The sequence below is a fragment of the Pseudomonas sp. genome (genome assembly GCF_030698175.1).
In the GTDB taxonomy this organism is placed as follows: Bacteria; Pseudomonadota; Gammaproteobacteria; order Pseudomonadales; family Pseudomonadaceae; genus Aquipseudomonas.
This window is the reverse complement of the sequence record NZ_JAUYNT010000020.1, coordinates 116,256-129,787: the sequence shown is the minus strand read 5'-3', so window position 1 is coordinate 129,787 and position 13,532 is coordinate 116,256. Positions and strand designations below refer to the sequence as shown.

The 13,532-nt window shown below is 60.1% G+C and carries 11 protein-coding genes and 1 pseudogene; 8 read left to right on the top strand and 4 right to left on the bottom strand.

The window, feature by feature from the left end; translation table 11 throughout:
* Nucleotides 1-60: 60 nt before the first annotated feature.
* From Q8R10_RS10495 to Q8R10_RS10485, 3 genes are all read left to right on the top strand, one after another.
* Entirely contained in the window at nucleotides 61-1,506 is a 1,446-nt protein-coding gene (locus Q8R10_RS10495) for a mannose-1-phosphate guanylyltransferase/mannose-6-phosphate isomerase (protein WP_305653516.1), read from the top strand.
* Nucleotides 1,507-1,721: 215 nt separating this feature from the next.
* Entirely contained in the window at nucleotides 1,722-2,552 is an 831-nt protein-coding gene (locus tag Q8R10_RS10490; protein WP_305653514.1) for an SDR family oxidoreductase, read from the top strand.
* Nucleotides 2,553-2,563: 11 nt separating this feature from the next.
* Entirely contained in the window at nucleotides 2,564-2,956 is a 393-nt protein-coding gene (locus Q8R10_RS10485) for a hypothetical protein (RefSeq protein ID WP_305653512.1), read from the top strand.
* 78 nt (nucleotides 2,957-3,034) lie between these two features.
* On the opposite strand, the gene Q8R10_RS10480 is transcribed toward Q8R10_RS10485, so the two are convergent.
* Nucleotides 3,035-3,325 (bottom strand): addiction module antidote protein, encoded by a 291-nt coding sequence (locus Q8R10_RS10480; RefSeq protein ID WP_305653510.1) that lies wholly within the window; start codon nucleotides 3,323-3,325, stop codon nucleotides 3,035-3,037.
* Nucleotides 3,322-3,570, bottom strand: a pseudogene (locus Q8R10_RS10475) (type II toxin-antitoxin system RelE/ParE family toxin); the annotation flags it as partial. The gene Q8R10_RS10480 and the pseudogene Q8R10_RS10475, both read right to left, overlap by 4 nt.
* Nucleotides 3,571-3,639: 69 nt before the next feature.
* Between Q8R10_RS10475 and Q8R10_RS10470 the strand changes: the two are divergent.
* Nucleotides 3,640-3,867: a hypothetical protein gene (locus Q8R10_RS10470; protein ID WP_305653508.1), complete on the top strand. Its 228-nt coding sequence runs from the start codon at nucleotides 3,640-3,642 to the stop codon at nucleotides 3,865-3,867.
* Nucleotides 3,868-3,877: 10 nt separating this feature from the next.
* A complete protein-coding gene (locus Q8R10_RS10465; protein WP_305653639.1) occupies nucleotides 3,878-4,360 on the top strand; it encodes a cupin domain-containing protein in 483 nt (160 codons plus the stop codon).
* 233 nt (nucleotides 4,361-4,593) lie between these two features.
* Here Q8R10_RS10465 and Q8R10_RS10460 read toward each other — a convergent pair whose 3' ends face one another.
* The gene (locus Q8R10_RS10460) at nucleotides 4,594-4,914 is read right to left on the bottom strand and encodes a hypothetical protein (RefSeq protein WP_305653507.1); all 321 of its coding nucleotides are present in this window, start codon (nucleotides 4,912-4,914) and stop codon (nucleotides 4,594-4,596) included.
* 610 nt (nucleotides 4,915-5,524) lie between these two features.
* On the opposite strand from Q8R10_RS10460, the gene Q8R10_RS10455 reads away from it, so the two are divergent.
* Complete coding sequence (locus Q8R10_RS10455) at nucleotides 5,525-7,888, top strand: DNA polymerase II (RefSeq protein ID WP_305653637.1); 2,364 nt, start codon at nucleotides 5,525-5,527, stop codon at nucleotides 7,886-7,888.
* Between the two features lie 316 nt (nucleotides 7,889-8,204).
* On the opposite strand, the gene Q8R10_RS10450 is transcribed toward Q8R10_RS10455, so the two are convergent.
* Nucleotides 8,205-9,176 (bottom strand): GlxA family transcriptional regulator, encoded by a 972-nt coding sequence (locus Q8R10_RS10450; RefSeq protein WP_305653505.1) that lies wholly within the window; start codon nucleotides 9,174-9,176, stop codon nucleotides 8,205-8,207.
* A gap of 164 nt (nucleotides 9,177-9,340) precedes the next feature.
* On the opposite strand from Q8R10_RS10450, the gene Q8R10_RS10445 reads away from it, so the two are divergent.
* Both Q8R10_RS10445 and Q8R10_RS10440 read left to right on the top strand, forming a co-directional pair.
* On the top strand, nucleotides 9,341-10,123 hold the full coding sequence (locus tag Q8R10_RS10445) for an MBL fold metallo-hydrolase (protein ID WP_305653504.1): 783 nt from the start codon (nucleotides 9,341-9,343) through the stop codon (nucleotides 10,121-10,123).
* A 157-nt stretch (nucleotides 10,124-10,280) separates the two neighbouring features.
* Nucleotides 10,281-13,319: an EAL domain-containing protein gene (locus Q8R10_RS10440; RefSeq protein WP_305653502.1), complete on the top strand. Its 3,039-nt coding sequence runs from the start codon at nucleotides 10,281-10,283 to the stop codon at nucleotides 13,317-13,319.
* The last annotated feature ends 213 nt before the right edge of the window (nucleotides 13,320-13,532 follow it).

Here is a 13,532-nt window from a genome sequence, read left to right as displayed (position 1 = left end):
CTTCGAGCAGCAGCAGTAGCACGTAAACCTCGACCTTACGCACTACCCAGGAGATACAGCATGATTCCAATTATTTTGTCAGGCGGTAGCGGCTCACGGCTTTGGCCCCTGTCGCGTAAACAGTTCCCTAAGCAGTTCCTCGCCCTGACTGGCGATCACACCCTGTTCCAGCAAACCATCGAACGCCTGAACTTCGACGGCGTGCAACCACCGGTGATTGTCTGCAACATCGAGCACCGCTTTATCGTTGAGGAACAACTCGGCGCCCTCAAGCTTGAGACCCAGGCCATAGTGCTTGAGCCCTTTGGTCGCAACACCGCGCCAGCAGTGGCCATTGCGGCGATGAAGCTGCTCAACGAAGACCGCGACGAGTTGCTGCTGGTGCTGCCGGCCGACCATGTACTGGAAGATCACAAAGCTTTCCAGCGCGCCCTGGCGCTGGCTACCATCGCCGCCGAAAATGGCGAGCTGGTGCTGTTCGGCGTACCGGCCAACAAGCCGGAAACCGGTTATGGCTATATCAAGTCCGCCGCCGATGCATTGCTGCCGGAAGGCATCAGCCGGGTCGCTAAATTCATCGAGAAACCCGATGCGCAAAAGGCCGCCGAGTTTGTTAAGTCCGGCGATTACTTCTGGAACAGCGGCATGTTTTTGTTCCGCGCCAGCCGCTTTCTCGATGAGCTGAAGAAACACGAACCGGACATCTACGACACCTGCCTGCTGGCGCTGGAACGCAGCAAGTACGACGGCGAACAGATCAGCATCGACGCGGCCACCTTCGAGTGCTGCCCAAATGATTCGATCGACTGCGCGGTAATGGAAAAAACCCAACGCGCCTGCGTGGTGCCCCTCGACGCCGGCTGGAGCGATGTCGGCTGCTGGTCATCGCTGTGGGATGTAAAAGAGAAAGACAGCAACGGCAACGTCACCCAGGGCGACGTGGTGGTGCGCGACAGTTTCAACTGCCTGGTGCACGGCAACGGCAAGCTGGTCTCGGTAATCGGTCTGCAGGACATCGTGGTGGTGGAAACCAAAGACGCCATGATGATTGCTCACAAGGACCGGGTGCAGGAGGTCAAGCAGCTGGTCAACACCCTCAACGAGCAAGGCCGCACTGAAACCCAGACCCATTGCGAGGTCTATCGCCCGTGGGGCTCCTACGACTCGGTGGACATGGGCGGCCGCTTCCAGGTCAAACACATTACGGTCAAGCCCGGTGCCCAGCTGTCACTGCAAATGCACCACCACCGCGCCGAGCACTGGATTGTGGTGTCGGGCACCGCGCAGGTGACCTGCAACGACAAGACCTTCCTGCTCACGGAAAACCAGTCCACCTACATCCCGATTACCGCGGTGCACCGCCTGGCGAACCCGGGCAAGATCCCACTGGAAATCATCGAGGTGCAATCGGGTAGCTACCTGGGCGAAGACGACATCGAGCGGCTGGAAGACGTCTACGGCCGCAGCGTCGAACCACTGCAAACCAGCCTTAGTCTGGTCAGTTAAAGCCTGGCAATAAGCAACGCCCGCCCCTACCAAGGGCCGGGCGTTTTTTGCGTTGTAGTCCCGGCTCGGTTCCTAATCGTAGGATGGGTTGAGCGCAGCGATACCCATCACGCCAATGTCCGCGCAGCCAATTTTATGCAGGCATTGCGCTACTGACCGGGGGTTTCTGCAACAATCGGCACCGACCTTCGCCCAATCACCCAACAGGACTTCCTATGACCCAGCCCACCGCCTTGATTACCGGTTGCTCCAGCGGCATCGGCCGCGCCCTCGCCGATGCCTTCAAGGCGGCCGGCTATCAGGTCTGGGCCAGCGCGCGCAAGGCCGAGGACATTACGGCGCTGAACGCCGCCGGCTTTATCCGCGTGGCCCTGGATGTCAACGACAGTCTGGCCGTCAGTCAATTGGCCATGCGCCTGCAACTCGAAGCCGGGCGCCTCGATGTGCTGATCAACAACGCCGGCTACGGCGCCATGGGGCCGCTGCTGGATGGCGGCGCCCCCGCCCTGCGCCGCCAATTCGAGACCAACGTATTCGCCATAGTCGACGTCACCCGCGCGCTATTCCCGCTGCTGCGCAGCAGCCGTGGCTTGGTGATCAATATCGGCAGCGTCTCCGGTGTACTGGTCACCCCGTTCGCCGGCGCCTACTGCGCCTCCAAAGCTGCCGTGCATGCACTGTCCGACGCGTTGCGCATGGAGCTGGCGCCCTTCGCCATCGAGGTCATGGAAGTCCAGCCTGGGGCGATTGCCTCAAGCTTTGGCGCCAATGCCAGCCAGCAAGCCGAACAACTGATCGATGAAGCCTCACCCTGGTGGCCGATCCGCGACGGCATCCGCGCCCGCGCCAACGCCTCCCAAGATCACCCCACCCCCGCCGAGCACTTTGCCCGTCAGGTACTGGCCGCAGTACAAAGCAAAAAACGCCCCGGCCTGCTGCGCCTCGGCAACGGCAGCCGCGCCCTGCCGCTAATGGCCGCCCTGATCCCCAAGCGCCTGCTGCAAGCCGGCTTAAAAAAACGCTTTGGCCTCAATCGCAGCCTGTAGGAGCACAGCCGATGAACGAGCCCGCCACAGCAAACCGCGTCCCCGTAAGCCGCCTGGCCCTAAGCGGGGTCGCCGCCGTCATAGTGCTCAACCTGCTGCTGCGCACCTTCAGCAAGCTCGGCGGCGTGCTGACCACCCTGCTGATTGCCGCCACAGTCGCCGGCGGCATGGCCCTGTGGTTTTTCGCGCAACAGCGCCGCGCCCCAATGCCCGGCGAACGGCTGCGCCTGCTCGGCGTCTACGGCGGCGTGCTGGCCTTGCTCTACCTGGGCTTGCTGGCGCTAATGGCGTTTAAAGACGACCCCAGCCCCATGGCTTTGGTGATCTTCGGCCTGCATTATTTTTGCTATCCGCTGTTGGCCTGGCTAGCGCTGGCCGGGCGCCTTGGTGGGCGCAGATCGTAGCAAGGTAGCCCGGGGATTTTCTGAGATGGTGCTGGTCTTGCCCTTTGCTTATTGTCCTTGCAAAAACAAAACATCATCTCAGCCATGAACCGGCTGGGCATTCAGTTCAACACCCAGCGCATGCAGCACCTTGACCACTGTGTCAAAACGCGGTTTTGCACCGGGGGCGAAGGCTTTGTAGAGGCTGGCCCGGCCCAGCCCTGAATCCTTGGCTATCTGTGCCATGCCGCGTGCCTTGGCGACATGGCCCACGGCGCGAATCAGTTCATCGCTGTCACCTGCAGCCAGCACCTGAGATAGGTACTCGGCGATCATCGCGTCGCTGTCGAGGTAATCCGACGGATCAAACTCAGTGATCACGGGTTTCATTCAATCTCTCCTACCAGCTGCTTGGCCAGCATAATGTCGCGTGTCTGAGACGACTTATCGCCACCACACAACAGTAAAATCAGCGCATCGCCGCGCCGGGTGAAATACAGCCGGTAGCCCGGCCCAATATCAACACGCATTTCCGACACGCCATCCCCGACAGACTTCACATCACCCAAATTCCCCGCATGGGCGCGGCCAAGCCGCCGCAGGATGCCCGCCTTGGCTTGCAGATCACGTAGCGCCCTGAAAGGTGTCGGTTTGCTGAATCACAGCATGATTGCAGTGTATCCAATTGGAGACATAACACAACCATGCAATTGCACCGCAGCCGTGCTGTGCGAGAAGGGGTACAGCTCGGCCATTGGTGGAAAACGCTGCGCGGTTTTCCACCCTACGCAGGCGTTATAAACGCTGTTCACAATGGGTATATCCGCGCCGCAACATTCGACTACCGTCATCTGTATGGCTTGATCACGCAGGTTTTGCGCCTGTGCCTGGAAGCCATGTTTGCCTCTGTTGCACTCCTCCCAAAAACATGAGGAAACCATGATGAACACCCACAAAGCTGTGGCTGTTTCGCTGGCCTTGCTCAGCGCAGCCTTCCTAGCCTCCCCCGCCCTGGCCGAAGACACGGGGTTGATTGTCGCCACGCCATCCGCACTCAAGTGGGCCGCGGCTCCGGCGGTCGGACCCGGTGCGATGATGGCCGTGATTGAAGGTGACCTGAAAACTGCCGAGCCTTTTACCCTGCGTTTGAAGCTGCCGGCAAACACCAAAATCGGCGTGCATACCCATCCTGTTACCGAACGCGTCACCGTGATCTCGGGCACCTTCTACTTCGCCACCGGCGACAGCTTCGATCCGGCCCAGGCCAAAGCCTATCAACCGGGTGACACCCTGATCATTCCCGCCGGCGTGTCGATGTACGCCGCCAGTCGAGATCAGGAAACCGTGCTCCAGCTCCACGGCACGGGCCCCTGGGGGATCAATTTCCGCGACCCGGCGGACGACCCTAGGAACAAAAAAATGTAGTCCCCGAGTGGGGAGTGGAAAGTGAGCGTGGGGCGGACGTAGGGCGGACTCAGGAGCGCAGCGAACAGTCCGCCATTCGTAGCGAGCAGCCCACCGTTTACAGCGAACAGCCCACCGTTTGCCGCTGAGTTGCTCTCTGCGGCGAATACCCCTACCCCCTTGGCAGTAACCGCCCTCGGCCGTTGGACGCTTACCTTGCTCAGCGAGCCGCGTGCAGACCAGGGTAAAGGGCATCACGCAGCATGCTTGCCAGGCAAATGCTCTTTTATATAACAACCGACCGTCTTAATACCGCGCCGAGCACCAACATATAAAGCGCCCATATGGATATCAAACATAACCCAGGGCACTAAATTAAAGGGGACATCTTCAGTTGCCGTATCCTCTATCGAGCGCAGCATGAGTCGATTAGTTTCGTGATCATATTGCGGATGACTGCTGCTGCCGAGCTCATCTAACGCGTCTTGGCGGGCCTGCTGCCACAGCGCTGTAATCTCATCATCATCCAGACCTGCACTCGCTGCCAAAATATGTAATTCGTCAGGCGCATACATGTCGTTTTCCCTCGCTAACCCAAGCGTGTCTTGCTACCTCCGGCCAGAACCGCCTGATCATTAGAAACCACGGACACCCCAGCTAACTCACCGGACGATGCCCACCGGACTAGACCCAACCTGCGCAATTGCCACTGTATCGACTGCAACCCACGCAAACCCACCGGCACCGCGCACCTTCAGTTATATCTCCATCAGTCACATAATTAACAGCAAACAGTAGATGCAGTTTGCCGCCGTCCATTATCAATTTAATACAACAACACTGCCTGCACGTCACATACTAAAAAAGCATAAACACACAACGAAGAATCGCAATGAAGAACTATCAGCAACAAACCGACCACACCCTCTAACAATTAGCTCATGACGAAATCAACAAAATATAATAATCACAAAATCTTATAACGCTCGGCCATTGCCGATCCAGCGAACGAGTCTTGGTTTGCAAAGCCGACAACCGCGCTGGAGCCACCTCCAGGCCTGAGCACTGGAGTCGAGAGCGGCCAACCATTCCCAACAACCGCCACCCCGCCCACGCCCCCCACAACCAATCCAACCAATGCCACGTACAATCGCCTCCTTGAAGCGAAGCCTTGGGGTTGCAGTGGTGGAGTTACAGCAGGGTTTTGTCCTGACCCGGCATTGGCGGGATACGCCGGCGGGGACGCAGATCGAGTTTTGGCTAGCGACCGATAATGGGCCGCGGCATATCCGCCTGCCCGCACAACCCTCGGTGGCCTTTATCCCGGCGGCACAGCGCGCCCAGGCCGAAGCTTTGCTGGTGGATGAGCCGGGCGTCGAACTGCGTCCGCTGGGGCTGCGCGACTTTCAGCAGCGGCCGGTGCTGGGCCTGTATTGCCAGCAACATCGGCAGTTGATCGACCTCGACAAACGCCTGCGCCGCGCCGGCGTCGATGTCTATGAAGCCGACATCCGCCCGCCCGAACGCTACCTGATGGAGCGCTTTATTACCGCGCCGGTGAGTTTCACCGGCACGCCGGACGCCAGCGGCCTGCTGCTGGAGGCGCAGATCAAACCGGCGCCGGACTATCGCCCGCAGCTCAAACTGGCCTCCCTGGATATCGAAACCAACGCCTTTGGCGAGCTGTATTCCATCGCCATCGAAGGCTGCGGTCAGCGCCAGGTGTATATGCTCGGGCGCAGCGACGGCCAGGAGGCGGCCGAGGATTTTCAGTTGGAGTATTGCGACAGTCGCGGTCAGTTGCTGGTCAAACTCAACCAGTGGCTGGCCGAGCATGACCCGGATGCGATCATCGGCTGGAACCTGGTGCAGTTCGACCTGCGTGTGCTGCATGAACATGCCCGGCGGCTGGCCATCCCCTTGCGCCTGGGCCGTGACGGCGAGGAAATGCAGTGGCGCGAGCACGGCACCCGCAAGCAGCATTACTTCGCGTCTGCCGCCGGGCGCCTGCTGATCGATGGCATCGAGGCACTGCGCGAGGCGACCTGGAGTTTCCCCTCGTTCAGCCTGGAAAACGTCGCCCAGACCCTGCTCGGCGAAGGCAAGGACATCGCCACGCCGTACCAGCGCATGGATGAAATCGACCGCATGTTCGTCGAAGACAAACCCGCCCTGGCCCGTTACAACCTCAAGGACTGTGAGCTGGTCACACGGGTTTTCGCCGCTACCTCAATCCTCACCTTTCTGCTCGAACGCGCCACCGTCACCGGGCTGCCGGCCGACCGCAGCGGCGGTTCGGTGGCGGCCTTTACCCACCTGTATATACCGCTGATGCACCGCCAGGGCTTCGTCGCGCCAAACCTCGGCGAGAAGCCAGCGCAGAACAGCCCCGGCGGTTTCGTCATGGACTCCCGACCCGGCCTGTACGAGTCGGTCCTGGTGCTCGACTACAAGAGCCTCTACCCCTCGATTATCCGCACCTTTCTGATCGACCCGGTGGGGCTGGTCGAGGGCCTGCGCCAGCCGGACGACGAGCACTCGGTGGCGGGTTTTCGCGGCGCGCGGTTCTCCCGTAGCCAGCATTGTTTGCCGGCGATTATCGAGCGGGTCTGGCAGGGCCGCGAGACCGCCAAACGCGAGCGCAACGCGCCGCTGTCCCAGGCGTTGAAGATCATTATGAATGCCTTCTACGGCGTGCTCGGCTCCAGCGGTTGCCGGTTTTTCGATACGCGCCTGGCCTCGTCCATCACCCTGCGCGGCCACGAAATCATGCACCGCACCCGCCAGTTGATCGAGGCCGAGGGCTATGGGGTGATTTACGGCGATACCGACTCGACCTTCGTCTGGCTCAAACACGCCCATGGCGAGGACGACGCGGCGCGCATCGGCCGGGCGCTGGTAGATAAGGTCAACCAGTGGTGGCGCGAACATCTGCGGGCCGAGTACGGCCTGGACAGCGCCCTGGAATTGCAGTTCGAGACCCACTATTGCCGCTTTCTAATGCCGACCATTCGCGGCGCCGAGCAAGGCAGCAAGAAGCGCTACGCCGGCCTGGTCAACCGCCCCAACGGCAGCCAGGAGATGGTCTACAAGGGCCTGGAAACGGTGCGCAGCGACTGGTCGCCACTGGCCCAGCAGTTTCAGCGCGAGCTGTACCTGCTGATTTTCCAGCGTCAGCCTTACCAGGCCTATATCCGCCAGTTCGTCAGCCGCACCCTGGCCGGCGAGCTGGATGACTTATTGATCTACCGCAAGCGCCTGCGCCGCACGCTTGCCGACTACCAGCGCAACGTGCCGCCCCATGTGCGCGCCGCGCGCCTGGCCGACGACTACAACGACCGCCACGGCCGGCCGCGCCAGTATCAGAACGGCGGCTGGATCAGCTACGTGATCACCCTCGCCGGCCCGGAGCCGTTAGAGGTGCGCACGGCCGCCATCGACTACGAGCATTACCTGACGCGCCAACTGCAGCCGGTGGCGGACGCCATCCTGCCGTTCGTGGGCGACGACTTCGCCACCTTAATCGGCGGGCAGCTGGGATTGTTTTGAGGTTATGTCCCAGTTATGTGTTGCAAAGTGCAAGCCCCGTAGCCTCTGCTTTGTGATCCAGATGAAGGTGGGAAAAAGAACGGCTGTGGCCCTGCAGGATTGCAGGTGCCGCGCTTGCTTCGCGGACAAGTCCGCTCCTACACAAGCCCGGCACCTGCAATAATTTTATCGACGGCCTCCCTGTAGGAGCGGATTTATCCGCGATTGGTCGGTGCAGGCAGCACAAGCATCAAGACTAATTCCCTATCGCGAAAGGTGAGCTCCCTTGCAACACATAACGGCTACATAGCCTATTTTGAGGCGCGCAGCGCACGCCTCAACGGCGCCGATACTTGGCCGGGGTTTCGCCGACGTGGCGGACAAATAAACGGGTGAAGGTGGCAACGTCGCGGTAGCCGATTTCATCGGTAATACGCGCGATGCTCCAGGTGCTATTGGTTAATAACTGCTTGGCTTTCTCCACCCGTGCCGTCTGCAGCAAGGCCAGCGGCGACTGCCCGGTTTCGGCCTTGACCCGCCGCAGCAGGGTGCGCGAGCTGACGTGAAAGGCCTGCGCCAACAGCTCCAGGTCGTAGCTCGCAGCCAAGCGCTCGCTCAGCCACTGGGCGACACTTTGCGCAAACGACGGCAGGCTTTTGGGCATCAGCGTGGCGTCTACATAGGGCGCTTGGCTGAGCCGCGAATTTTGCAACAGGGTAATCCGCGCCGTGGCGCTGGCCACTTGCGCGCCCAGGCGGCGCTTGACGATATGCAGCGCCAAGTCGAAAGCCGAGCTAACCGCACCCGTGGTAATCACCGCGCCGTCCTCAAGCAAAATCGCCTCCTGGCTGACCTTGGCGGTTGGGTAGCGACTGACCAGCTCTGGCGCAAACAACCATGCGGTGGTGACATTGCGCCCGGCAATCAGCCCCGCTTCGCCGAGTAAAAAACTGCCAATACAGACCGCGGCTACGGGTGTACCGCGGGCAAAGGTCTTCTGAATAAAGCCAATCTCGCGCGCCAACAGCGCAAGCGTGGCGGTCCACTGCCCACGGCCGCTGATTTGCGGACCGGGAATGATCAGCAGATCGTATTTGCCGCTGGGCTTTTTCACCCCCACGGTAATCCCGCCCGCACAGGTAACGCTGCGCCCGCCGAGGCCGACCACCTCCAACGCAAAGGGGGCGGACTCGGGATGGTTAAACTCGCGGGCAATGTGGCTGGCGATCAGCAGCACATCGACCACCGCGAACACTTCGGTGCCCATGCAGCCGTCGTAGGCCAGAATCGCGATACGCCTAATGGTCATTTTTAACCTTTGCTTCGGCAATTGGCTCGGCTGGCGATATTGCCATGATAAGTGTCGATTTCGCCAGCACCCATGCGAGTCTTTGCAGCCCATGATTCGCCGTGAAACTCGCCCCCAGCCTCGAGCCGAGGCGGGATGAACTTTGATGATGAACGAGGCATGGCATGAAAATCACGCAACTGCGCAATGCAACCCTAATCCTGCACATCGGTGATTACCGGATCTTGGTCGACCCCATGTTGGCGCGCAAAGATGCTCTGCCACCACTGGGGCTATTCAATGGTCGGCGGCAACGCAACCCAACGGTTGAGCTACCGGCACTGGCCGAAAATGAGCTGGCGCTGGTGACCCACTGCTTGATCACCCATTGTCAGAAAGGCCACTTCGACCATCTCGACCGGGCGGCAAAGAAATGGCTGCGCGAACGGCAAATCCCGGTTATTTGCACCCCTCACGACGCGGCGTATTTAGCCGAGCGCGGACTGAATGTGCAGCCGTTGCCGGAGGATCATCACAACCCCAGCGCATTTTTCGCGGGCACGATTAAAACGGTGCGCTGCACCCATGGCGAAGGCTTGGTCGGCAAAATCATGGAGCACGGCGTCGGCTACCTGATTGCTATGCCCGGCGAGCCAAGCCTGTACCTGTCCGGCGATACCATCATGACCGCCGCCATTCGCGACTTTGTCGTCAGCCAGCAACCGGATGTGTCGGTGATCCCCGCCGGTGATGCCAGTCTCGATATCGGCGGCGACATCATCATGGGCGTCGAGGAGGTCATCGAGTTCGCCCGCCTGGCCAAGGGCATAGTGGTTGCCAACCACTTGGAAGCCCTCAGCCATTGCCCGGTAACCCGCAGCGAGCTGCAAGCCGCAGCGATCAAAGCCGGCATCGCCGCGCGTTTACGCATCCCGCAGGATGGCGAAACCCTTGAGTTCAAGCGTTAGGTTTTAAACTGTGGGCGCCAGCGCCATGCTGGCGCCGAATGCTCTAAGCCGGCGGGCTCACCTTGGTCGCCTGCACAAACTGGCCTGATCTCTGCTAGGTTATCGACAGCGGCAAGCAACTTGCCCTCTGACTACTGACCGCGCCGAGAGGCCATGCATGCCGAAGTTTTTTAACCGCACCGCCATGAGCCTGGCCCGCCGCATTCAGGTGCAGATCGGCCTGGTGATTGCCCTGGCGATCATTGCGGTAACCTTGCTGAGCTACCAGTACAGCATCAGTAGCATGCGTAAACAGGCACTGGAGGCACTGAGCAATCAGGTCTCGGCGCGCACCGCGCTGGACTCCGAGACCTTCGTACAAGCCCAGCAAAACACCTATTTATTGCGCGACGAATACCTGTTGCGCCTCAAGCAAACCGCCGAGCAAGATCCCCGCGCCGAGTTTGAACACTGGTTTGTGCGCTACCCCGACGGGCTGATTCGGGTCCGCCCGGAACTCGACGACTACAAGCATCTGCCCTCGATTTACATCCGCAGCCAAGTGACGCTAACCACCGAGATCCGCCGCCAGGTGCTGGTGGCCTTCAAGCTGCTGCGCGAATGGGGCGCGCCGATGACCATGCGCTATTACTCGGCCTATATCGACCTGCCGGGCATCGCCCTGATCATGTACTCGCCCTCGGTCAACTGGGGCCAAGAGTCCAACAGCAACAGCAATAACTTTGATTACCCGCCGGTGCGCAACTCTTCCCCGGAGAACAATCCACAACGATTGAATAGCTGGACCGAGGTGTATTTCGACGATAAAGCCGCGATCTGGATGCTCTCCACCATCACCCCAGCCGATCAGGCCAGTCAGTGGGTCGGCACTGTCTCGCAAGATATTTCGATTGAAGCGCTGGTAAAGCGCACCAGCGAGCAACAGAGCAACGGCAGTTTTAACCTGATCATCGACGAGAAAAACCGCTTATTGGTCCACCCGCAGCTAATGGAGAAAATCCGCAGTTCCGAAGGCAGCCTGCAGCTTGCAAAACTCGCCGACCCACTGCTGCAAGACGCGGCAAAACTAGCCTATGCCAGCACCAGCTGGCCCTCCGTGGCGGAATCCAGCGACGGTGATTACTACTTAGGGATTGGCCGCATCGAGGGCCCCAACTGGTACTCGATCAGCGTTTACCCCAAGGCCTTACTGGCCGAAAAAGCCTTTGCTTCGGCTGGTTCTATTTTACTCGCAGGCCTGGCCGGGCTGGCCATCGAACTGCTGCTGCTGGCCTGGATTATTCGCCGCCAAGTAGCCAAGCCGTTGAGGCTATTACAGAGTGCCGTGCAGTCAATTGCCGCCGGCGAACTGAACGTTAAATTACCCAGCGAGCGGCGCGATGAACTGGGCGAACTGGCCAACAACTTTGCCCATATGGTGGAAAAACTCCGCGCCCGCGATTTAGCCCTCACCGCCCGCGCCAGTGAGCTGGAGCTGGAAGTTCAACACCGCCAAACCGCCGAAGCCGCGCGCCTGCGCTTGTCGGATCGCCTGTCGATTGCCACCGAGGTCGCCGGCCTAGGGGTTTGGGAGTGGGATCACAGCAACCAACAAGCCTACTGGGATGCGCAAACCTTTCGCCTCTATGGTCTTGAACCTTTCAGCATCAAGGCCTCAGAGCGAGCCTGGTTAGACATGGTCGTACCAGATGACCGCAAACGGGTACTGCACGCTATCCGTGAAGGCATCAATGGGCCGCTGTCACGTTATGAAATTGAATATGGCCTGGTCTGGGCCAATGGCGAGGTGCATTTCCTGTCGTGCATTTGTCACATTGGTTTCGATCGAAATGGCAACCCCACCCGCCTGACCGGTGTGCAGATCGACATCACCGAACGCAAGCTGGCTGAACAACGTATTTTGCACATGGCCACCCACGACTCACTCACCGGCCTGGCCAACCGTATGCTGTTGACCGACCGTCTGCAGCAGGTGCTTTTGAGCAATTCCCGCAAGTCGCAGATGAGCGCTCTGCTGTTTATCGACCTCGACCACTTCAAGCAAATCAACGACACCCTCGGCCACATCGTCGGCGATGAGTTGTTGAAATTTGTCGGCAATACCCTGCAAAACCTGGTGCGTAAATCCGACACCGTGGCGCGCCTGGGCGGCGATGAGTTTGTCTTGCTGCTGCCGCAAATCGAGGGCTGCGAGTCGGCCATCCGGGTCGCCGACAAGATCATTCAAGCCATGGCCGCCCCCCTGCACATCGAAGGCGCCAGCTTCACCATCAGCCCGAGCATCGGCATCAGCCTGTACCCCGACGACGGCCTCGACGCCGAGACTCTGTTGCGCAATGCCGACATCGCCATGTACCGCGCCAAGTCGCGCGGGCGCAATAACTATCAGTGCTACACCGCCGACATGGGCGAGATTGCCGCCGAGGTCATGCGCCTGGAAGTGGCGCTGCGGCATGCCGCCGAACAACAGGAGTTCGAACTGTACTACCAACCCAAGGTGGCGGCAGACAGCCAACGGATCATCGGCGCCGAAGCGCTGATCCGCTGGAACCGCGAAGGTCAGGGGCAGGTGCCACCGGATAAATTCATCCCCTTTGCCGAGCAGCGCAACCTGATGCTCGGTATCGACCAATACGTGCTGCGCCAAGCCTGCAGCCAACTGCGCCAGTGGCTGGATGCCGAGGTGCCGGCGCTGCCGGTGGCGGTCAATTTGTCGTCCGGGCATTTTGGCCGGGAGTTGTTGCTCGCCGAGCTGCAAGCCCTGTTGGATGAGTTCGCGCTGCCGGCTAATTTGCTGCAGCTGGAAGTGACCGAAGGTTTGCTGCTGCAAGAGAGCGAAACCGTGTATCTGAACCTCATCGGCCTGCGCCAACTGGGGATCAAAATCAGCCTGGACGACTTTGGCACCGGCTATTCGTCGCTGTCCTACCTGCACCGGTTTCCGGTCGACCAGCTGAAGATTGATCGCTCTTTCGTCAGCAAACTCAGCGCCGCCGACCACGACGCACCGCTGGTCAGCGCCATCATCGGCATCGGCCACAGTCTGAATTTGTCGGTCATCGCCGAAGGGGTGGAAACCTGCGAACAGGCCGAACTGCTGCAACGCCTGGCGTGCGATGAGCTGCAGGGCTACTACTTCTCCCGGCCATTACCGGCGCAGGACTACGCCAACCGGCTACTGACGCAAACGGCTTGAACAGCGCTTTTTGGTAGGCTATGTCCCAGTGATGTGTTGCAAAGCGCAAGCCCGGTAGTCTCTGGCTTGCAACCCGGATGTATATGGGAAAAACAACGGTTGTGACCCTGCACGATTGTCCGTGTACTGACGCTTGCTTCGCGGATAAATCCGCTCCTACACAAACCCGCTGCCAGGAGAAACTTCATCGGCTGGCCAACCCTGTAGGAGCGG

What these genes read in the sequence shown, in the direction of transcription:
- Q8R10_RS10495 (WP_305653516.1), top strand. Translation starts at nt 61, where the DNA reads ATGATTCCAATTATTTTGTCAGGCGGTAGCGGCTCACGGCTTTGGCCC.
- Q8R10_RS10445 (WP_305653504.1), top strand. Translation starts at nt 9,341, where the DNA reads ATGAAAATCACGCAACTGCGCAATGCAACCCTAATCCTGCACATCGGT.
- Q8R10_RS10480 (WP_305653510.1), bottom strand. Translation starts at nt 3,325, where the DNA reads ATGAAACCCGTGATCACTGAGTTTGATCCGTCGGATTACCTCGACAGC.
- Q8R10_RS10470 (WP_305653508.1), top strand. Translation starts at nt 3,640, where the DNA reads ATGCAATTGCACCGCAGCCGTGCTGTGCGAGAAGGGGTACAGCTCGGC.
- Q8R10_RS10485 (WP_305653512.1), top strand. Translation starts at nt 2,564, where the DNA reads ATGAACGAGCCCGCCACAGCAAACCGCGTCCCCGTAAGCCGCCTGGCC.
- Q8R10_RS10440 (WP_305653502.1), top strand. Translation starts at nt 10,281, where the DNA reads ATGCCGAAGTTTTTTAACCGCACCGCCATGAGCCTGGCCCGCCGCATT.
- Q8R10_RS10465 (WP_305653639.1), top strand. Translation starts at nt 3,878, where the DNA reads ATGAACACCCACAAAGCTGTGGCTGTTTCGCTGGCCTTGCTCAGCGCA.
- Q8R10_RS10450 (WP_305653505.1), bottom strand. Translation starts at nt 9,176, where the DNA reads ATGACCATTAGGCGTATCGCGATTCTGGCCTACGACGGCTGCATGGGC.
- Q8R10_RS10490 (WP_305653514.1), top strand. Translation starts at nt 1,722, where the DNA reads ATGACCCAGCCCACCGCCTTGATTACCGGTTGCTCCAGCGGCATCGGC.
- Q8R10_RS10460 (WP_305653507.1), bottom strand. Translation starts at nt 4,914, where the DNA reads ATGTATGCGCCTGACGAATTACATATTTTGGCAGCGAGTGCAGGTCTG.